This is a genomic window from Rhizobium mesosinicum, assembly GCF_019511345.1.
Lineage (GTDB): Bacteria > Pseudomonadota > Alphaproteobacteria > Rhizobiales > Rhizobiaceae > Rhizobium > Rhizobium mesosinicum.
This window is the reverse complement of record NZ_JAEUAK010000002.1, coordinates 434,147-453,567: the sequence shown is the minus strand read 5'-3', so window position 1 is coordinate 453,567 and position 19,421 is coordinate 434,147. Positions and strand designations below refer to the sequence as shown.

22 protein-coding genes are annotated in these 19,421 nt (G+C 59.6%); 5 read left to right on the top strand and 17 right to left on the bottom strand.

Annotation, left to right across the window (positions count from 1 at the left end):
• The first annotated feature begins 52 nt into the window (after window positions 1-52).
• On the top strand, window positions 53-973 hold the full coding sequence (locus JNB85_RS06180) for a DMT family transporter (RefSeq protein WP_220333481.1): 921 nt from the start codon (window positions 53-55) through the stop codon (window positions 971-973).
• A 105-nt stretch (window positions 974-1,078) separates the two neighbouring features.
• Here JNB85_RS06180 and hemW read toward each other — a convergent pair whose 3' ends face one another.
• The 4 genes from hemW to rph all read right to left on the bottom strand — a co-directional run bounded on the left by hemW (window position 1,079) and on the right by rph (window position 4,151).
• Window positions 1,079-2,275, bottom strand: a complete 1,197-nt coding sequence (gene hemW, locus JNB85_RS06175; protein WP_220333480.1) for a radical SAM family heme chaperone HemW — start codon at window positions 2,273-2,275, stop codon at window positions 1,079-1,081.
• A gap of 15 nt (window positions 2,276-2,290) precedes the next feature.
• A complete protein-coding gene (gene rdgB, locus JNB85_RS06170) occupies window positions 2,291-2,935 on the bottom strand; it encodes an RdgB/HAM1 family non-canonical purine NTP pyrophosphatase (protein WP_220333479.1) in 645 nt (214 codons plus the stop codon).
• A 9-nt stretch (window positions 2,936-2,944) separates the two neighbouring features.
• Window positions 2,945-3,361 carry a VOC family protein gene (locus JNB85_RS06165; RefSeq protein WP_220333478.1) on the bottom strand — a complete coding sequence of 139 codons (417 nt, stop codon included), beginning with the start codon at window positions 3,359-3,361 and terminating at the stop codon, window positions 2,945-2,947.
• A 73-nt stretch (window positions 3,362-3,434) separates the two neighbouring features.
• The gene (rph, locus tag JNB85_RS06160; protein ID WP_220333477.1) at window positions 3,435-4,151 is read right to left on the bottom strand and encodes a ribonuclease PH; all 717 of its coding nucleotides are present in this window, start codon (window positions 4,149-4,151) and stop codon (window positions 3,435-3,437) included.
• Between the two features lie 175 nt (window positions 4,152-4,326).
• On the opposite strand from rph, the gene hrcA reads away from it, so the two are divergent.
• On the top strand, window positions 4,327-5,412 hold the full coding sequence (hrcA, locus tag JNB85_RS06155) for a heat-inducible transcriptional repressor HrcA (RefSeq protein ID WP_220333476.1): 1,086 nt from the start codon (window positions 4,327-4,329) through the stop codon (window positions 5,410-5,412).
• A 111-nt stretch (window positions 5,413-5,523) separates the two neighbouring features.
• Window positions 5,524-6,159 (top strand): nucleotide exchange factor GrpE, encoded by a 636-nt coding sequence (gene grpE / locus JNB85_RS06150; protein WP_220333475.1) that lies wholly within the window; start codon window positions 5,524-5,526, stop codon window positions 6,157-6,159.
• Between the two features lie 72 nt (window positions 6,160-6,231).
• Here grpE and JNB85_RS06145 read toward each other — a convergent pair whose 3' ends face one another.
• Window positions 6,232-7,176 carry a nucleoside hydrolase gene (locus tag JNB85_RS06145; RefSeq protein ID WP_220333474.1) on the bottom strand — a complete coding sequence of 315 codons (945 nt, stop codon included), beginning with the start codon at window positions 7,174-7,176 and terminating at the stop codon, window positions 6,232-6,234.
• Between the two features lie 281 nt (window positions 7,177-7,457).
• Between JNB85_RS06145 and JNB85_RS06140 the strand changes: the two genes are divergently transcribed.
• Window positions 7,458-7,883 (top strand): Hsp20 family protein, encoded by a 426-nt coding sequence (locus tag JNB85_RS06140; RefSeq protein ID WP_220333473.1) that lies wholly within the window; start codon window positions 7,458-7,460, stop codon window positions 7,881-7,883.
• Between the two features lie 47 nt (window positions 7,884-7,930).
• Window positions 7,931-8,188 carry a BQ00720 family protein gene (locus tag JNB85_RS06135; RefSeq protein ID WP_113298330.1) on the top strand — a complete coding sequence of 86 codons (258 nt, stop codon included), beginning with the start codon at window positions 7,931-7,933 and terminating at the stop codon, window positions 8,186-8,188.
• Between the two features lie 175 nt (window positions 8,189-8,363).
• On the opposite strand, the gene trmB is transcribed toward JNB85_RS06135, so the two are convergent.
• The 12 genes from trmB to tsaB all read right to left on the bottom strand — a co-directional run bounded on the left by trmB (window position 8,364) and on the right by tsaB (window position 19,365).
• The gene (gene trmB, locus JNB85_RS06130) at window positions 8,364-9,065 is read right to left on the bottom strand and encodes a tRNA (guanine(46)-N(7))-methyltransferase TrmB (RefSeq protein ID WP_220333472.1); all 702 of its coding nucleotides are present in this window, start codon (window positions 9,063-9,065) and stop codon (window positions 8,364-8,366) included.
• On the bottom strand, window positions 9,062-10,315 hold the full coding sequence (metK, locus tag JNB85_RS06125) for a methionine adenosyltransferase (protein ID WP_220333471.1): 1,254 nt from the start codon (window positions 10,313-10,315) through the stop codon (window positions 9,062-9,064). Before metK ends, trmB begins: the two co-directional genes overlap by 4 nt.
• A 176-nt stretch (window positions 10,316-10,491) precedes the next feature.
• Window positions 10,492-10,911: a helix-turn-helix domain-containing protein gene (locus JNB85_RS06120; RefSeq protein ID WP_220333470.1), complete on the bottom strand. Its 420-nt coding sequence runs from the start codon at window positions 10,909-10,911 to the stop codon at window positions 10,492-10,494.
• Between the two features lie 153 nt (window positions 10,912-11,064).
• Window positions 11,065-12,669 carry an apolipoprotein N-acyltransferase gene (lnt, locus tag JNB85_RS06115; protein WP_220333469.1) on the bottom strand — a complete coding sequence of 535 codons (1,605 nt, stop codon included), beginning with the start codon at window positions 12,667-12,669 and terminating at the stop codon, window positions 11,065-11,067.
• 78 nt (window positions 12,670-12,747) lie between these two features.
• Window positions 12,748-13,881, bottom strand: coding sequence for a hemolysin family protein (locus tag JNB85_RS06110; RefSeq protein WP_220333468.1), 1,134 nt, complete (start codon window positions 13,879-13,881; stop codon window positions 12,748-12,750).
• The gene (ybeY, locus tag JNB85_RS06105) at window positions 13,878-14,393 is read right to left on the bottom strand and encodes an rRNA maturation RNase YbeY (RefSeq protein WP_183746141.1); all 516 of its coding nucleotides are present in this window, start codon (window positions 14,391-14,393) and stop codon (window positions 13,878-13,880) included. The genes JNB85_RS06110 and ybeY overlap by 4 nt, the downstream gene beginning before the upstream one ends.
• Window positions 14,393-15,445 (bottom strand): PhoH family protein, encoded by a 1,053-nt coding sequence (locus tag JNB85_RS06100; RefSeq protein WP_220333467.1) that lies wholly within the window; start codon window positions 15,443-15,445, stop codon window positions 14,393-14,395. The genes ybeY and JNB85_RS06100 overlap by 1 nt, the downstream gene beginning before the upstream one ends.
• 18 nt (window positions 15,446-15,463) lie before the next feature.
• On the bottom strand, window positions 15,464-16,873 hold the full coding sequence (miaB, locus tag JNB85_RS06095; protein WP_220333466.1) for a tRNA (N6-isopentenyl adenosine(37)-C2)-methylthiotransferase MiaB: 1,410 nt from the start codon (window positions 16,871-16,873) through the stop codon (window positions 15,464-15,466).
• A 47-nt stretch (window positions 16,874-16,920) separates the two neighbouring features.
• The gene (olsA, locus tag JNB85_RS06090) at window positions 16,921-17,718 is read right to left on the bottom strand and encodes a lyso-ornithine lipid O-acyltransferase (protein WP_220333465.1); all 798 of its coding nucleotides are present in this window, start codon (window positions 17,716-17,718) and stop codon (window positions 16,921-16,923) included.
• Window positions 17,719-17,745: 27 nt separating this feature from the next.
• Window positions 17,746-18,174 carry a Fur family transcriptional regulator gene (locus tag JNB85_RS06085; protein WP_183746154.1) on the bottom strand — a complete coding sequence of 143 codons (429 nt, stop codon included), beginning with the start codon at window positions 18,172-18,174 and terminating at the stop codon, window positions 17,746-17,748.
• Window positions 18,175-18,208: 34 nt separating this feature from the next.
• A complete protein-coding gene (locus JNB85_RS06080) occupies window positions 18,209-18,709 on the bottom strand; it encodes a GNAT family N-acetyltransferase (protein WP_220333464.1) in 501 nt (166 codons plus the stop codon).
• Complete coding sequence (gene tsaB, locus JNB85_RS06075) at window positions 18,706-19,365, bottom strand: tRNA (adenosine(37)-N6)-threonylcarbamoyltransferase complex dimerization subunit type 1 TsaB (protein ID WP_220333463.1); 660 nt, start codon at window positions 19,363-19,365, stop codon at window positions 18,706-18,708. The genes JNB85_RS06080 and tsaB overlap by 4 nt, the downstream gene beginning before the upstream one ends.
• Between the last annotated feature and the right edge of the window lie 56 nt (window positions 19,366-19,421).

Below are 19,421 nucleotides of genomic sequence, written 5' to 3'. Positions count from 1 at the left end.
TACAGGCGAGCGCGAGAAAACGCTTTAGCAAAACTCGATGAAGGAGACTGTCATGTCCATTCAGAAGTCCATGGGAGCTGCAGAATGGGTCATGCTGCTTGTATTGTCGCTTCTCTGGGGCGGCTCCTTCTTCTTCAACGGCATTCTCGTAAAGGCGCTGCCACCTCTCACTATCGTGACCGGCCGTGTGCTGCTTGCCGCTATCGCACTTAATCTGATCGTGCGCGCCATGGGCCACACCATGCCGCGCGACAGGCAGAGCTGGATCGCTTTCTTCGGCATGGGGTTCCTGAACAATATGATTCCCTTCTGTCTGATCGTCTGGGGTCAGACACATATTGCGAGCGGCCTCGCTTCGATCCTCAACGCCACGACGCCGCTCTTTGCCGTGGTCGTTGCTCACGCGCTGACGGCGGATGAAAAGCTGACGGCGAACCGTCTCTTCGGCGTGATCGTCGGGTTCGCCGGTGTGGCCTATATGATTGGTTTCGACGCCTTGAAGGATATCGGCTCGAACGTGCTTGCCCAGCTCGCGGTCCTCGGTGCGGCCTTTTCCTATTCGCTGGCCGGCATCTGGGGACGGCGGTTCCGTCGGATGGGCCTTGCTCCGCTCATTCCGGCGGCCGGGCAGGTGACCGCTTCCACCGTGCTGATGCTGCCGGTCGCGCTGATCGTTGATCGGCCCTGGACGCTCCCCATACCCTCTGGCGAAACCTGGCTGGCGCTGCTCGGCCTCGCGATCCTCTCCACCGCCGTGGCCTATGTGCTCTTCTTCCGCATCCTGGCGACGGCGGGCGCTACGAATCTGATGTTGGTGACCTTTCTGATCCCTGTCAGTGCTATCCTGCTTGGCGCCGCAGCACTCGGCGAGCAATTGCAGATCAAGCATCTGATCGGCATGGCACTGATTGCGGTGGGGCTTGCGGCGATCGATGGACGGCTCGTCAATTTCAGAAAGAGGCACGCTGCCTGACGCGGCAAGAGCACTTCCAGCTTAAGTGCGCGGCGATTTTGCACCTGGAATTGCTTAAATCAAAGAGAATAGAGCATTCCAGCGTTTCGAAGATTAAGGGATGTTCTAGCAGGCGAGGTCAGCGACGACGGAATCAAGGATCAGCATGCCTGCCGGCGTACAGCGCAGGCGGGAATTGCCGATCCGCTCGATGAAGCCGTGTTCCAGTAAAAATTCTTCGCGCTTCGGATCGAGCTCGCGGCCGGAAAGCTGCTGCCACCGGGCAAGATCGACGCCTTCCTTCAGGCGCAGTCCCATCAGCAGCAATTCATCGGCCTGTTCATCGAGACCAAGACGCTCTTGCTCGATGAGACCGTGCCCGTCGCGTTCGACGAGTTCCAACCAGGCTTCCGGCTTGCGCTCCGCAGCGGTCGCAATCTTTTCTGGCCCGCGCGTCAGGCGCCCATGCGCGCCGGGGCCGATGCCGGCATAATCGCCATAGCGCCAGTAAGTGAGGTTGTGGCGGCTCTCGGCGCCCGGCCGGGCATGATTGGACACCTCATAGGCCGGCAATCCTTCCCGCTCGGTGATCTCCTGCGTGGCCTCATAGAGTGCGGCGGACTGGTCCCCATCAGGTACGATCAGCTTTCCCGCCTTGTGGAGGCCGTAGAAGGGCGTGCCCTCCTCGATGGTAAGCTGGTAGAGCGAAAGATGATCGACCGCATAAGAGATCGCTTCCTTCAATTCGCGCTCCCATTCCTCCACCGTCTGGTTCGGCCTGGCATAGATCAGGTCGAAAGACATGCGCGGGAAAATGTCGCGCGCCAGTCTGATCGCCTTCAGTGCGTCGGCAACGTCATGCAGTCGTCCGAGGAATTTGAGATCGTGATCGTTCAGTGCCTGCACGCCGAGCGAGACGCGGTTGACACCGGCAGCGCGATAGCCGCGGAAGCGGTCGGCCTCGACGCTGGAGGGGTTGGCCTCCATCGTGATCTCGATACCTTCAGGCACGTGCCAATGCCGTGAAATGCCGTTCATGATCGCGGCGACCGTTTCCGGTTTCATCAACGAGGGCGTGCCACCGCCGAAGAAGATGCTGGTGACCGTCTTTGGCCCGCTCATGATCCGGGCAGCCATGATCTCCTTCAGGAAAGCCGCGACATAGCGCTCCTGATCGACCGGCTGATGGCGGACATGGCTGTTGAAATCGCAATAGGGACACTTCGCCGCGCAGAAAGGCCAATGCACATAGATTCCGAAACCGGGCTCGCCGGTATCGGGCAGAAGCTTTGCATCGGGCATCAGCGCAGGCGGTTCGATCATATTCAAAGCTTGGCCTTATGCTTCCAGGCAGGTTTCGACAAAGAGCTTGAAGGCCCGGGCGCGGTGCGACAGCGCCTGCGGCTTGCCGATACTCCAGCCGTGCTTTTCCTCCGCACTCATCTCGCCGAAAGTCGCATCATAACCTTCCGGCTGGAAGATCGGATCATAGCCGAAGCCCTGTGTTCCGCGCGGCGGCCAGACGACGGCGCCTTCGACTTCGCCGCGGAAAAGCTCCGTATGGCCATCCGGCCAGGCAAGGCAGAGCACGCTGACGAAACGCGCTGTGCGCTGCTCGGGCTTCGTGGCGCCGGCCTTTTCCAACGCGTTTTCAATCTTCTCCATAGCCATGGCGAAATCGCGGGTGCCATTGCCGGTCTCTGCCCAGTCGGCAGTATAGACGCCGGGATCGCCGCCAAGTGCGTCGACCACGAGGCCGGAATCGTCTGATAGCGCGGGCATGCCGGAGGCTTGAGCCGAGGCAAGCGCCTTGATCGTGGCATTCTCCTCGAAGGTCGTCCCGGTTTCCTTGGGCTCGATGAAATTGAGTTCGGCGGCTGATTTGGCGGTGAAGCCGAGCGGCCCGATCAGATCCTGGATCTCGCGAATCTTGCCCTGATTATGGCTGGCAACGACGATAGTCTTGGTTTCAAGCTCACGCATAAAATATCCTTATCCCATGCCCCAGATTTTCGCCTCCGCGCATTCCAGGCTATTGCCCGAGGGATCGCGGAAATAAATCGATCGGCCGCCCTGCGGCCAGTGAACCTCGGATTCGATGCCGATGCCGGCGGCTTTCAGCTTCTCCGCCATCGCATCGAGACTGTCTCCCGAAACCCTGAAGCAGGCATGACCTTTTCCGATGGTGCCATGTGGCGGAACCTGCAGGCTGTCGGGTGCCGGTGGCTTCACCGTTTCCTCCGGGTTGAAGATCAGGAGCACGTCTGGTCCGCAGCGGAAGAATATATGGCGGTTATCTGAACGTGCGATCTTATCGAGGCCGAGCACAGTCCCATAGAAGGCCTCGGCCGCATCGAGATCGGTTGCGTAGAGCGCGGTTTCAAGAATGCCTTCGATGGGTTGTGCCATTACCCGCCCTTTGTCGGCCTTGCCCCCGGAAGCAGGGACGAGGAAATTCACTAACGAGGCTTGAATGGAAGCCTCAGGCGATCGCCTGCTTCTGCAAGTCGACCAGTTCGGAAATGCCTGCCTTGGCAAGGCCCATCAGCGAGGAGAATTCTTCCTCGCTGAAAGGCGTGCCTTCTGCCGTGCCCTGAATCTCCACGATGCCGCCGGCGCCTGTCATGACGAAATTGGCATCGGTCTCCGCCGAGGAATCTTCGAGATAATCGAGGTCAATCACCGGTTGGTTGGCGAAGATGCCGCAGGAGATTGCTGCGACATGATCCTTCAGCACGCGGTCGGCCTTGATCATGTTGCGCGTTTCCATCCAGCGCAGGCAGTCATAAAGCGCAATCCAGCCGCCGGTGATCGAGGCCGTGCGCGTGCCGCCATCCGCCTGGATGACATCGCAGTCGAGCGTGATCTGGCGTTCGCCGAGCGCCGTCAGATCGACGACGGCGCGCAGCGAGCGGCCGATGAGGCGCTGGATTTCCTGCGTGCGGCCGCCCTGCTTGCCGGCTGCGGCTTCGCGCTTCATGCGTTCGCCGGTCGCGCGCGGCAGCATGCCATATTCGGCGGTGACCCAGCCCTTGCCGGTGTTGCGCAGCCACGGCGGAGTCTTGTCTTCCAAGCTCGCCGTGCAGAGCACATGCGTGTCACCGAACTTCACCAGGCAGGAGCCTTCCGCGTGCTTGGAAAAATTGCGCTCGAAAGAGACCTTGCGCATCTGGTCGGTTTTTCTGCCTGAAGGCCGCATTCTTTTCTCCTGAAACATGATGCCGAAAAGCGGGAGCGCTTCTTGGGCGGTGTCATGCATGCATGTATCGTCGCCAGCTTCTACGATTGGCTGCGAGCATTTGCAAATTCCCTTTTGCCACGGGGGCAGATTGGCTATATTTCCCTCACATCATTCAGTGCGGGTGCGAAAGTTCATGAGCTACAGGTCGACATCAATTTCGGATGCCGTGGCCGCGCTGGATGAACGATCGAAGGAAATCTTCCGGCGCATCGTCGAAGGCTATCTGGAACATGGCGAACCGCTCGGCTCTCGCAATCTCTCGCGTCTTCTTCCCATGTCGCTGTCGCCGGCCTCCGTTCGCAATGTCATGAGCGATCTGGAGGAGCTCGGGCTTATCTATTCTCCGCATGTCAGCGCCGGCCGCCTGCCGACCCAGGTCGGACTGCGCTTCTTCGTCGATGCTTTCATGCAGGTCGGCGATCTCTCAGTCGAGGAGCGTGCCAGCATCGACCGCCAGATCCGGGCTGGAAGCCGCGACAATCCGGTAGAATCGATGATGAACGAGGCAAGCCGCATGCTCTCGGGCATCTCGCGCGGTGCCGGCCTCGTCATCACTTCCAAGAGCGACCCGGTTCTGAAACATGTCGAGTTCATCCGTCTGGAACCAACCAAGGCGCTGGCTGTTCTTGTCGGCGATCACGACCAGGTGGAAAACCGCATCATAGAACTGCCTGCGGGCGTCACCTCTTCGCAACTTACCGAAGCTGCCAATTTTCTCAATGCGCACATGACCGGGCAGACGTTGCCGGAATTGCGTCTGCAATTGAGCCGCCTGAAAGATGAAGTTCGCCATGAACTCGACGCGCTGTCGCGGGATCTTGTGGAACGTGGGATTGCCGTATGGGCCGGCAGCTCGGACGAGACCAAACCGGCGCAGCTCATCATCCGCGGCCGCGCAAACCTTCTGGAAGGCGTGGGCGCGGAAGACCTCGACCGGCTGCGCCTGCTCTTCGACGACCTGGAGAAGAAGGACAGCTTGATCGAGCTCCTGAACCTTGCTGAAAGCGGGCCGGGGGTGCGCATCTTCATCGGCTCGGAAAACAAGCTGTTCTCGCTGTCGGGCTCGTCACTGATCGTCGCACCTTATCGCGATGAAGATGACCGCATCGTCGGCGCTGTCGGTGTCATAGGCCCGACCCGGCTCAATTATTCCCGTATCGTCCCGATGGTGGACTATACCGCCCAGCTCGTTTCGCGCCTTTCGCGCGGCTCTCTCTGAAATACTTCGCAAAACCGCTCGAATCTTCGCTTCTTCGTCACGCAGACTTGATTTTTTCCGGCCAAACATCGATATCGGGCGCATCTGAAAAGACACTAACCGGAGACCGTCATGACCGATGAAACGACGCAGAACGGACCTGACGCAACTGCGGCAGAAGCCGCAGCCGACGCTGCCGCAAACGTCGAAAATGAAGCCGTGAAAGAAGCTGCCGCAAGCGAGCCCGATCCGCTTGAGCTTCTAAAGGCTGAAAATGCCGAACTGCGCGACCGCTACCTGCGGCTCGCTGCCGAAATGGACAATCTGCGCCGCCGCACGGAGCGCGAGGTCAAAGATGCCAAGTCCTATTCCGTCGCAGGTTTCGCCCGCGACATGCTGGCCGTCTCGGACAACCTGCGCCGTGCGCTCGATGCCATTCCTGCCGAAGTGAAGGAAACGGCAGATGCCGGCCTGACGACGCTGATCGAAGGTGTCGAAATGACCGAGCGTTCCATGCTTTCGGCTCTGGAGCGCCACGGCGTTCGCAAGCTGGAGCCGGTCGGCCAGAAGTTCGACCCGAATTTCCATCAGGCGATGTTCGAGGTGCCGAATACCGAAGTGCCGAACAACACGGTCGTGCAGGTCGTACAGGCCGGCTTCTCCATCGGCGAGCGCGTGCTGCGCCCGGCCATGGTCGGCGTCGCCAAGGGCGGTCCGAAGCTCGTGGAAGCCGAGGCCAACTCGGTGCTGGACGAGAAGGACGCCTGAAACAAAGAGGATGCCTGACAATTGAAAAAGGCCGCATCGGCGGCCTTTTTCATATCCGTCTTCGGTTGCAGGCTATATTCGGGCAAAGCGCTCGATCAGCAGATCGAAGAAGCCGTCGGCATCCACGTAGCGCATGACCTTCGCATTGTGCTTGCGGTCGGTCACGTGCCACCAGTCGACGACGGTCATGCCGACAGTCAGCTCCGACGCGACCTCGATCTCGACATTGCAATCCCGGCCCTTGAAGAGCTCAGGCTTCAGCAGGTAGGCGACCGTGGTCGGATCGTGTAGCGGACCGCCGTCCGAGCCGTATTTTTCTATGTCGAAGCGCTCGAAAAATTCCAGCATCTCCACCATCGCCTTGGCAGGCGCGGTGCCGATTTCGGCCATGCGCTTGATGCGGTCCTTGCGGGTCAGGAGCTGGTGTGTCACGTCGAGCGGCATCATGACGACGGGCACACCCGAACGGAATACGATATCGGCGGCTTCCGGATCGACATAGATGTTGAATTCAGCAGCTGGCGTAATGTTGCCGCCCTCAAAGAAGCCGCCGCCCATCATGACGAGTTCGCGGATCCGCGGCACGATGTCGGGCGCTTTCTGAAAGGCCAGGCCGATATTGGTCAGCGGTCCGAGCGTGCAGAGCGTGATTGTGCCCGCCGGCTCGCGTCGCAGCGTTTCGATGATGAAATCGACGGAATGCTGGGCCTGCAGCGGCATCGTCGGTTCAGGAAGCGTCGGGCCATCGAGGCCCGTCTTGCCGTGCACGTGCTCGGCGGTGACCAGCTTGCGGGCGATCGGCCGGTCGGCGCCGGCAAAGACCTTGATGTCGGTCCGCTGGCAAAGCTCGCAGATGATGCGTGCATTGCGGCTTGTCAAAGACAGCGGCACGTTGCCCGCGACGGTGGTGATGCCCAGCACGTCAATCTCTTCCGTGCTGCCGAAGGCCAGCATGATCGCGGCAGCGTCGTCTTGGCCAGGGTCCGTATCGATGATGATCTTTCTCGGTTCTGCCATCCGAATCGTTCCATTCTCTGGTGCGCGGCGTTCCAGCATGCACCTTCTCATTGTCTTCACGCGCCCGTCGCAAATCAGCACGGTGCGCCGCGGCATGTTTTGATGCGGGGCGCTGCGTCCTTTGTCAAGGAAGCGGTCTCGTGCGGCTTTACATTAAAGTGCCGGAAGCCCGGCCGGCGGTCATCACGCCTTGCAGCAGGCGCCGGTCGTCCCCATATTGGCGGTATCCGGATGCTGCATGTGAGGTCCGGAGAGGTCGCTTGCATCAAGGACTTTGGAAGATGAGCCGTATCACCCCTTTCGCCAGCCCGCTGCTTTTGGGCTTCGATGCCATGGAAAAGACGCTCGAGCGGATTTCCAAGGCGAGCGACGGTTATCCGCCCTATAATATCGAACGTATCGCCGCAGGCCATGAAGCGCCTGAGCGGCTTCGCATCACGCTTGCGGTTGCCGGTTTCACCGAGGAAGAGCTCGATGTGTCCATCGAGGAAAACCAACTCCTGATCCGCGGCCGCCAGGTCGATCAGGGCGAGCGCGATTACCTCTACCGCGGTATCGCGGCGAGACAATTCCAGCGCACCTTCGTTCTCGCCGACGGCATGCAGGTCTTAGGCGCGAGCCTCAAGAACGGTCTGCTCTCGGTTGATCTAATTCGCCCGGAACCGGCGCGAATGATCAAGAAAATTAACATTTCGGTTTCACAGTAGCACAACGGTTTGTTGAACCGTTGGTCCCTTCTCTCGGAGGAACAGGAATGTTGATGAAAGAAGCCACGTCGCGTCTGACCAAGTCTGAACTTGCCGGCATCGGCAATGGCGAGGTCGCCTATATCCGCAAAATACGCAACGAAGAGGTTGCCAGGTGCTTCCCCGAGGCGCCGGATATCGATCCAAGCGTCGATCTCTGGGCACTGTTCGGCGCCGATGGTACGCCGATCCTGCTGACCGATAATCGCTCCAGCACCTTCTTCAAGGCAGCTGAAGACGAACTGAAGACAGTCAGCCTGCATTGATCGAAACCGGCCTGCCGAACGGCTGGCCGCCGAATGCATGTGTGAAGATCGTAATGGGCGATGCAAGGGACTGACGTCAGTCCCTTGCCCATACGATAGCTGCTTGCGGCATTTCCCTTTTCTCGAAAAATTTCACTCAACGGCAATGCCGTCGAAATTGACCCGTCTAAGCGGGTTAGACGCGTTTGAAGGTGAGATAGGCCGATGAGCGGCCCTCACGACGGGCCTTGGCTTCATAGCGGGTGCTCGGCCAGCCCTCGTAGGGCGTCAGCCAGTCAGCGGCATTCTGCGCCATCCATTCGAAGCCGCCATGGTCGCGGCATTTCAGGAGCGTCCAGTTCACATAGGTGTCTATGTCGGACGCAAAGCAGAACAGCCCGCCCGGCTTCAGCACCCGGTGGAAACGGTCGAGATTGGTCTTCGAGACGAAGCGCCGCTTCCAGTGCTTGCGCTTCGGCCAGGGATCCGGATAGAGCAGATCGATCTGATCGAGGCAATGATCGGGAAGCCAGTCGAGAAGCTGTGTCGCGTCATCATTATAGACACGCACGTTGCGAGCACCCGTTTCGTCGACGCGGGCAAGCAGCTTCTGCATGGAGTTTACAAAGGGCTCGACGCCGATAAAGCCCGTCGAAGGCATCTCCAGCGCGCGGTGGATCAAATGCTCGCCACCGCCGAAGCCGATCTCCAGCCGCAATCTTTCGACTGTATCAGGGAAGAGCCTCTTCAGCGGCTCGGGGGGAGCCGCCGAAAGATCGATGATGAACGCCGGAAGCAGCGTAGCGAGTCGGTCGGCCTGCTGTTCACGCAGGGCTTTCCCCTTGCGGCGACCGAAGAAGGCTTCGGTCGCCCGGCTCCGGCGTTCCATGTCCGTCATGCAGCAGCCTTGGTCCTGACGGCGTCCTTGAGCGCCTTCACGAGGTCCGTGCGCTCCCAGGAGAACGAGCCGTCGCGGCCGGCCTTGCGGCCGAAATGGCCGTAAGCCGAGGTCTTGGCATAGATCGGCTTGTTCAGATCGAGATGACGGCGGATGCCCGACGGCGACAGGTCCATGTTCTGGCGGATCGCGGCTTCGACCTGATCTTCGGAAACACCCTTGCCGGTACCGTGGAGGTCGACATAGATCGACAGCGGCTGAGCAACACCGATGGCGTAGGAGAGCTGGATCGTGCAACGGTCGGCAAGGCCGGCAGCTACGACGTTCTTGGCGAGGTAGCGGGCAGCATAGGCTGCCGAACGGTCGACCTTGGTCGTGTCCTTGCCGGAGAATGCGCCACCGCCATGCGGAGCAGCACCGCCGTAGGTGTCGACGATGATCTTGCGGCCGGTGAGGCCGGCGTCACCGTCCGGGCCGCCGATGACGAACTTGCCGGTGGGATTGATGTACCACTTGCAATCGGCGGCAATCTTCAGATCGCCGAGCGCTTCGCGGATATAGGGTTCGACGACGCTGCGGACCTTCTTCGAATCCCAGCTGTCGTCCAGATGCTGGGTGGAAAGAACGATCGACGTGGCTTCCGCCGGCTTGCCGTCCACATAGCGTACGGTCACCTGGCTCTTGGCGTCGGGGCCGAGCTTGGCGACTTCGCCTTCACCCTTCTTGCGGGCGACGGCAAGCAGCTGAAGGATCTTGTGGGAATAGTAGATGGGCGCCGGCATGAGATCCGGCGTTTCCTTGCAGGCGTAGCCGAACATGATGCCCTGGTCGCCGGCGCCTTCGTCGCCCTGCTGGTCGGCCGCGCTGTCCACGCCCTGGGCGATGTCAGCCGACTGGGAATGTAGCAGGACGTCGATCTTGGCCTTCTTCCAGTGGAAGCCGTCCTGCTCGTAACCGATGTCCTTGATGGCGCGACGAGCCGCAGCCTTGAACTTCGACGGGTTGATGACGTCGTTGCCGTCCTTGTCCTTTTTCATCAGGCTGGGCGGCAGACGAACTTCGCCGGCGATGACGACGCGGTTGGTCGTCGCGAGGGTTTCGCAGGCAATGCGCACGCCCCACGGATTGATGCCGGTCTTTGCCGCTTCGCGGTAGACCAGATCGACAATCTCGTCGGAGATGCGGTCACACACCTTGTCCGGGTGACCTTCGGCAACAGATTCGCTGGTAAAGAGATAGTTCGCGCGCATTCCGGGATTCCCCTCAAAGAACAAAAGCAGTTAGTAGGTACTCAGTTCGCATTCGAATGACAAGCACAGAAGGACATAAATATATCTTTATATCAGTGGCGAGATGACAAATTTTGCCTCAAAAACGCAAAAAAGCGGCCTTTTGAGCCGCCTTAAGCTTCCGAGCGTGAGGACGCTCAGTCGGAGTCTGCTTCCGCCGCGAGCGCCTTCACCAGTTCGACGACCTTACGTCGAACCTTGGGATCGGTGATCTTTACAAATGCGCGGTTGAGCTGGAGTCCTTCCGAAGAGGAGAGGAAATCGACGACGTAGTTCGAGCTGGAGGTTTCGGACATGCCGGTCAAGGCACCGGAATGCTCGCCGGGAGCATCTTCGAAGAAGAAAGAAACGGGAACGTTGAGGATGCTTGAGATGTTTTGGAGGCGGCTGGCACCAACGCGGTTGGTGCCTTTCTCATATTTCTGGATTTGCTGAAAGGTGATGCCGAGGCTTTCGCCGAGCTTCTCCTGGCTCATGCCCAACATGGTACGGCGAAGTCGAATGCGGCTACCGACATGGATGTCGATAGGATTCGGCTTCTTCTTATTTTCAATCATGGTCGTGCCCTAGCAAAGAAAAATTCAACTCTGTTCTAACCGGCATGCCCTGACCTCATTCCGTAACGCCACGTTGCAAGTCGCGATAACCCAGCTTGAAACATACGTTACTAACGCCGATTGCTGCCACTATGCAATTTTAGGGGTTTTCGGTCAATTCAACCTGAAAATTAAACCCTTGCGAGAAATTAGCGCAATGCCTATCAGCAACGTTTCAGTCAACCAGAAGTACGTTTGGTGGGGATATGAGCTTCCCGTGTTTTTCCCCCATCCATCGAGGGTTGCATCAATATACCCCATTTCATCCAATCTTAGACCTGCAACGATTTCGCCGCGTGCGTCTACAACCGCTGAAATTCCACTATTTGCATCGCGAATCAGCGGCAAACCGGTCTCGACTGCTCGTACGCGTGCCTGCTGGAAATGTTGGTAGGGGCCAGGTGTCGAGCCGAACCAGCTGTCATTCGTGATGTTGAGAATGGCATTCGCTTGTGTGATGTCACCGGTCATTTCGTCCGGGAAGATGATCTCGTAGCAGACGAGCGGATAGAATTTCAGCCCGTTCGGAAGATTGAGCAGATGACGGCTGGCGGCCGCCGAAAAACCACCAGGCATCTCCACTACATTCTGGACACCGAGCTCGTTGAACATGTCCTCGAAGGGAAGATATTCGCCGAAGGGAACGAGGTGTACCTTGTCTGAGGCGGCGACGATCTGTCCCCGCCCGTCTATCACATAAATCGAATTATAATAGCGGGTGGGATAGCCGGGACCGAGTTCTTCAGCGCGCACGGCGCCTGCGATCAGGATCTGGTCGTCGTCGAGCGTATCGGCAATCCGCGTCAGCGCATCCTTGTTGTCGGTGAGGATGAAGGGTATCGAGGTTTCCGGCCAGACGATGATGTCGGGCCTCTTGCCGCCTTCCTTGGGCGGTTCCGTCGAAAGTTTGAGATGTGTCTCGAAGATCGCCTCGCGGTCCGAGTCATTGTCCATCTTGGCGGTCTGTTCGATTGCAGGCTGGACCAGGCGGACCACGGGCCGCTTGTCTTCGGGCAATGCCTCAGGCTTCGGTGTGAGATAGAGGATATAGGCGCCGTAACCGAGATGCGCCGCAAAGAGGATTGCCGCAAGGCTGACGCCGAGTTTTGCTCCCTGCCGCGTTCCGATGAGAGCAGGGGCAGCAAAGACGAAGACCGAAAGAGCCGTCACCCCCATCGTGCCGATCACATGCGCGGACTGCATCATGACAGGCATGGGCATCATGGCATAGCCGATGGCGTTCCAAGGAAAACCGGTGAAGATGAAGCTGCGTAGCCACTCAAACAGGCCGAAGCTGGCAGCAAGTGCTGCAATCCGCCCCATGCCATCGGACCAGAAGATACGGGCGAGAGCCGCAGCCAGCCCGTAAAAGACGGCAAGACAGGCCGGAAGCCCGAGGATCGCGAGCGGCAAAGCCCAGGCGAACTCCTCTGAATCGATCATTAGCGCATGTCCAAGCCACCAGAGCCCGGCAACGAAATAACCGAAGCCGAACAGCCAGCCCGCGACAAAGGCCGGCCAGAGCCTGCCGGGAAAGCTGCTTTCCGGCGAGGCGGCTGCCCCGTCGATCAGCCAGACGAGCAGCGTGAAGGAAATGAACATCGCGGCGAAGAAGCCGACGGGAGGCAGCGCCAGGACGCCGAAGGCACCTGCTGCGATCGCAAGTAGTGACCGTTTGAAACCCCAGACGAGGATAATCCTGTCCGCAAGCCGCTCCATACGCACTCCCATCAAAGCCGCGAATCAATCCAATCGCAGTCTTTCAAAAAAGCGCGCGCTTGTCGTCTTACGGAAAGGTCAGTTTGCTGCCGATTCCGCCGACCGATCATCGTTTCCGTCGCCAATAGGCGATCCGTCACCATCCGCCTTGGCACGGCGGCGGATTGCCTGGCGCTTGCGGGTGATGCGCACCCGCTTGATGCGGCGCGGATCGGCGTCGAGAATGTGGAATTCGAAATCCGGCAGGGCCTGAACGACTTCTCCGCGCACAGGAATGCGCCCCAGGGCCGAGAAGATCAGGCCGCCGAGCGTATCGACCTCGTCGATCTGCTCATTGATGTCGAAATCCGGACCGATGGCTTCGGCAATCTCCTCGAGTTCGACCCGGGCGTCGGCAACGAAGACGTCTTCCGAAACCCGTTTGAACATGACTTCCTCATCGTCATGTTCATCATCGATATCGCCGATCACCATCTCCACAATGTCTTCATGCGAGGCGAGGCCGTCAGTGCCGCCATATTCGTCAATGACCAGCGCCATCTGCGTGCGGTTCACCTGCATGCGGCGCAGAAGATCGGACGCCAGCATCGAAGGCGGCACGAAGAGGATCTGCCTGATAATGCCTGTCTCGGCGAGCGTCTTCTGAAGATCGACGCGTGCGAGATCGAAATTCGGTTTAGCCGAACGCGGCGCCTTCTGGATATTCTCCGGAGAAACGTCGATAGCCGGTGCGCCCGCCGCAGGCTTCGTGCCGCTGCGGCGCTTGTTGCGCGCCTGCTTGGCGACATAGGAAAGAAGATCGCGGATATGCACCATGCCGCGCGGGTCATCGAGCGTTTCGGCATAAACCGGCATGCGCGAACGACCGCTTTCCTCGAAGAGGATCATCAGTTCGCCGATGGTGATGTTCTGGTCGACTGCCTCGATATCGGCACGTGGCACCATCACGTCGGCAACGCGCACTTCGCGGAAGCGCAGGATGTTATGAAGCATTGCCCGCTCGTCGGGCGAAAAGGCATCGGCTGCAGCCGGATCAGTCATCAGCGCGTCTATGTCTTCGCGCAGGCGTGAGCCCTGTTGCGGTCGCAGCATGCGTGCTGCGCGTGACCAGAAGGATTGCGGTCGGTGTCGACTACTGCCACCCTCGTCGGAAGAGGAGGATTGGTCGGAGTCCCTGGCGTCTGACGCCGGCTTCGTTGAAAAGTCGCTCATGGTTCCATTTTAAGGTCTTGACCCTCGTAGGGGTCAGATAGGCCGAGTACTGCCAAAATGCGAGTCTCCAGCCCCTCCATAATTTCGGCTTCGTCATTTTTCATATGGTCGTAGCCGAGCAGATGCAAGAAACCGTGCACCATAAGATGGGTCAGATGATCGTAAACGCTTTTTTCGAGCTCTTGCGCCTCTCGCTCCACCGTTTCCCTGGCAATGATGATATCGCCGAGCATCGGGCCGGGCATCTGGCCGGGCTTCACCGGAAAAGCCGGGAATGACAGCACGTTGGTCGGCTTGTCCTTGCCGCGCCATTCCGCGTTGATGTCCTGGATCGAGGCATCGTCAGTGAAGACGAGCGAAACTTCCGGTGGCATCTTGGGGAAGGGCTGCTGTTCTTCTTCCCGCAGGTAAGTGACAGCCGCACCCAGCACCCGTTCGCCAAGGGCATGCAACACATCTTCGGCGGGCCAGCCCGTGTCCTCGATGCTGATCTGTATATCGAGATCGGCCATCAGTCCTGCTGGCTAGCCTCTTCGTTTGCCGCTACATAGGTCGCATCATAGGCCTTGACGATGCGGCCGACCAGCGGATGACGCACGACGTCGATATCCTTGAAGCGCGTGATTGAGATGCCCTCGACTTCGTTCAGCAAGTGCAGCGCTTCCACGAGGCCGGATTTGACGCCGCGCGGCAGGTCGATCTGACTCGGATCGCCGGTGATGATCATACGCGAATTCTCGCCGAGACGCGTCAGGAACATCTTCATCTGCATCGCGGTCGTGTTTTGCGCCTCGTCGAGGATGATGGCGGCATTGGCAAGTGTACGGCCGCGCATGAAGGCGAGCGGCGCGATTTCGATGACGCCGGCAGTGATCGCCCGTTCGACCTTGTCGCCCGGGATCATGTCGTAAAGCGCGTCATAAAGCGGGCGGAGATAAGGATCGACCTTTTCCTTCATATCGCCGGGCAGGAAGCCCAGACGTTCGCCGGCTTCCACGGCCGGTCGCGAGAGGATGATTTTCTCGACCGCGCCGCGCTCCAGAAGCTGGGCGGCATGAGCGACGGCCAGATAGGTCTTGCCCGTACCGGCCGGCCCGACGCCGAACACCATCTCCGAGCGCTCGAGCGCCCGCATATAGGCATCTTGTGTCGGCGTGCGCGCGATGATCGTCTTCTTGCGCGTCGAAATCTGCGCCATCGTCAATTTGGCTTTTTTCTCCATCGTCGGCAGCGTGAGCTGATCGTCCGCAGCAACCGCCATGCGAATTGCGCCTTCAACGTCTGAACGCTCCACACTGCCGCCTTTCTGGAGTTTTTCATAGAGGTAATCGAGTGTGCGCCGCGCCTGATTGGTCGCCAGCACATCGCCGGTGATGACAACGGAGTTACCTCGCGCTCGCGCATCGATATGAAGCCGCTGTTCCAAGAGCTTCAGATTCTGATCGAACTGTCCGAAAAGTTCGCTGGCGAACCGGTTGTTCTCGAACGTCAGGACGAAGTGATTGGCGTCGCTCGCTATGCGTGGGTGGCGCGGTGAAGAAGAAACCAATTCTTGTCCGTTCAAGCGGTCGAGCTCCCTGGGTTAGACCTCAGCCTCTGCGCGTTCGGCAAACAGGCTGTTGGTTCCGGTTCCTGTGATTCGCACTTTAATAATGTCACCGATTTGCGATGCTTTTGCATCAACATTCACGGACTGCAGCCATGGTGAACGGCCGATAAGCTGGCCAGGCATACGGCCGGGCTTTTCCAGGAGAAGATCGATTTCCTTGCCGATGCAGGACTCGTTGAATTCCTGCGTCTGCTTGAGAAGCAGCGCCTGCAGGCGTTCCAGCCGTTCTGCCTTGATTTCTTCCGGCACCTGATCCTTCAATTCCGCCCCGGGCGTACCCGGCCGCGTTGAATATTTGAACGAGAAGGCCTGTGCATAACGGACCTCCTCAACGAGTTTTAGTGTATCCTCAAATTCCCGGTCTGTCTCCCCCGGAAAGCCGGTAATGAAGTCGCCCGAGAGCGCGATATCGGGACGGGCCTTGCGGATGCGCTCGATGAGGGAAAGATATTCGGCTGCCGTGTGACGGCGGTTCATGGCTTTTAGAATGCGGTCCGAACCGGATTGAACCGGAAGGTGTAGATAGGGCATGAGCGTGCGAAGGTCGCGATGCGCCTCGATCAGCCGATCGTCCATGTCGCGCGGATGACTGGTCGTGTAGCGAAGCCGTGCAAGACCGGGGATATCGGCAAGCCGATAGAGCAAGTCGCCAAGGCTCCACTCTTCGCCTTTCGGGCCAGCGCCGTGCCAGGCATTGACGTTCTGGCCGAGCAGGGTGATTTCGCGCACGCCGGCGGCAATCAGCTTCATCGCCTCCTCGACGATCTGCGAGACCGGCCGCGAGACTTCCGAGCCGCGCGTATAGGGCACGACACAGAAGGTGCAGAACTTGTCGCAACCTTCCTGCACGGTCAGGAACGAGGTCACGCCACGGGCGCGGATCTTCTGCATCTCGGCGAGCGGCAGATGCTCGAACTTGTCCTCGATCGCATATTCCGTGTCGACGACGCGGTGACCTTCTTTGGCGCGGCGCAGCGCCTCTGGCAGCCGGTGATAAGTCTGGGGGCCGATAACGACATCGACAGCTGGCGCCCGGCGCAGGATTTCCTCTCCTTCCGCCTGCGCGACACAGCCGGTGACGCCGATCATCATCTCGCGGCCGTCGGCAGCCTTGCGCTTTTTCATCTCGCGCAGGCGCCCGAGCGCGGAATAGACCTTCTCGGCCGCCTTTTCACGAATATGGCAGGTGTTGAGCAGAACGAGATCCGCCTCTTCCATGTCCTCGGTGGACTCGTAGCCGTCGCGGGCAAGAGCATCGCTCATGCGCGTCGAGTCATAGACGTTCATCTGGCAGCCATAGGTCTTGATGAAAACCTTGCGGCTGTTGGAGCCATCGCGGAGGGAAACCTCCGGGGCCTGGAGAATAGCGCTGTCCTGGGTCATGGCCCGTTATCTAGTTGTTTTTGGCGCGCGAGAAAAGGGTATCTCGCTCAGGCGATATCGCGGCCGCGCAGGCTGCTGTTCAGCAGGTTGCGGACGCTGGCAGCGATCGTCGCGCTGACGTCCTTGCGATTGGTCTTTTCGCCATATTCGATCGCCTCTCCGAAGGAAACTTCAGCATCGATCGCGCCGCATTTCAAGATGTCGATCAGATGCGGCAGAAGCTCGATATCGCCGGGCCAGGCTGCGAGCGGGCGGTGATAGCGGCCCATGGCGATACCGTGCACCTGCGTATAGGCGATGGAAACCGGCTGGACCATGACGGTACCGGTCGGCGAATGGGGCACGGCCATTGCGGCCGCTCCAAAGAGCGACGATTTGACCTCCAGCAAGCGGTTGCCGTCGGACGTCGTTCCCTCGGGAAAGAGCACGACGATTTCGCCGTCCACCATGCGTGCGGCGATCTCGCTCGCCTGGTGCCCGGTGCGGCGTTTTTCCTCCCGCACAACAAAGACGCTCTTCTGCAGCTTGGCAAGCGTGCCAAAAATCGGCCAGTCCCGCACTTCGATCTTAGCGATAAAGGCGACGTCGGCCACGGCGGACATGACCATGATGTCCATCCATGAGGAATGGTTGGAGCAGAGCATCAGCGGCCGGCGACTCTCAAGCGTGCCGCGCACCCGGATGCGAATGCCGAGACAGTAGCAGACGATACGATGCCAGCGCCGGGGCAGGGTGCGCCTGAGTTTCCAGTCGAAGCGCAGCGCCAGGACCTGCAGCGGTATGAGCAGGACGCTGACGACGATGATGACGGTCAGCGCGAAGGCAATGCGCAGCCAGACGATCAAATACGGCGCTCCCGGACTGCCATGATATCAGAGTTCGTCTTTCTTCAGCGGAATTCCGTAGAGTTCCAGGCGGTGATCCACCAGCTTGAAGCCGTGCTCGCGAGCGATCCGCTCCTGCAGCGCCTCGATTTCTGGCGAGCGGAATTCGATGACGACGCCGGTCTTCAGGTCGATCAGATGGTCATGGTGTTCTTCTGGCACCGTCTCGTAACGCGAGCGGCCGTCACGGAAATCGTGGCGGGCGATAATGCCGGCATCCTCGAACAGCTTCACCGTGCGATAGACCGTCGAGATGGAAATCTTGGCGTCGACCTTGACCGACCGGCGATAAAGCTCTTCGACATCGGGATGATCTGCGGAATCCTCAAGAATGCGCGCGATCACCCGGCGCTGCTCGGTCATGCGCATGCCGCGTTCAGCGCAAAGCTCCTCGAGGGTCTTGGCTACCTCAGTCATGGCTGCCTTCTCTTTATCCTGTCGAGAGGGGGAACTACCGAAGAACGCGCTTCATGACAAGCGCCGTAGAGGTCTCCCCATTGGCGTCCTTGTAATAGCCCTTGCGCTCGCCAGCCTGCTCGAAGCCGAGTTTGCGATAGAGCCCAAGGGCGGCGATATTGCCGTTGTCAACCTCCAGGAACATGCTTTCGCCGCCGCGAAGACGTGCCTCGCGCATGGCGGCCTGCATCAGCCGCCAGCCGAGGCCGGAACGCGCGACCTTCGCCTGCACGGCGAGCGTCAGGATTTCCGCCTCGCCCGCCACCTGGCGCGCGAGGATGAAGCCCGGCAGGCTCTTTTTCAGGATAGCATTGGTCTGGCGGGCGACGAAGCCAAAGACGGTATTCTGTGACAGGAGGCTGTGGAATTCGCCGTCACCCCAAGGGCGGGCGAAGCGTTCGCCATGCAGGAGGGAAACGTCGGAGCAATCCTCCGGCTCCATGGCGACGATTTCGAATTCCGGTTTCAGCGTCAGATAGGCTTCCAGCATCGTCATACTCTTGCAATCGCATACCCGGCCTGCGGCTTGGCGTCGGGTCCGCGCAGATAAAGGGGCTTCGGCTTTCCGGCATTTGGGTTCGCGGCAGCACCGAGGCGCGCCACGATGGAGATCGGGAAGGAGCTGGCATATTCGCCCGTTATACCGGGTTTCAGCAACGGAGTCGCCGAACCGGTGATCTCGCCATCGAAACCGGCAGCGAAGACCTGCGCTTCGGCAATGCTGACCGCGCGGGCTTCATCAAGTGGTGAGCCGTCGGCAGCAAAAGACTGAAGATAGATTTCCTCCCGCTTGGCATCCATCGCCGCGAGTACTGCGCGGCCAGGTGTCTTCTCGCGCTGGGCAGCGGCCATGACTTCGAGCGTCGTGATGCCGACCGCGGGAACATTAAGGGAAAGCGCAAAGCCGCGGGCTGCAGCGACACCGACGCGGATACCGGTAAAGGAGCCGGGGCCGATGGTAACGGCAAGGCGCCTGACATCCGAAAGTGCGACGCCCGCCTGATCCAGCGCGCGGTCGACGATACCCATCAGATGTTCAGCATGCCCCTTGCCGATCATGTCCGATGCCTCCCCCAGCACCGTATTCCTGCCGCTGTCATAGATAGCGGCAGCGCAATCCACACCTGCCGTGTCGAGCGCCAGAACGATCATGCCATCAATTTCCGAATAAACTATTGTCGCCTATCCATAAATCCGGCTGGCCGAAC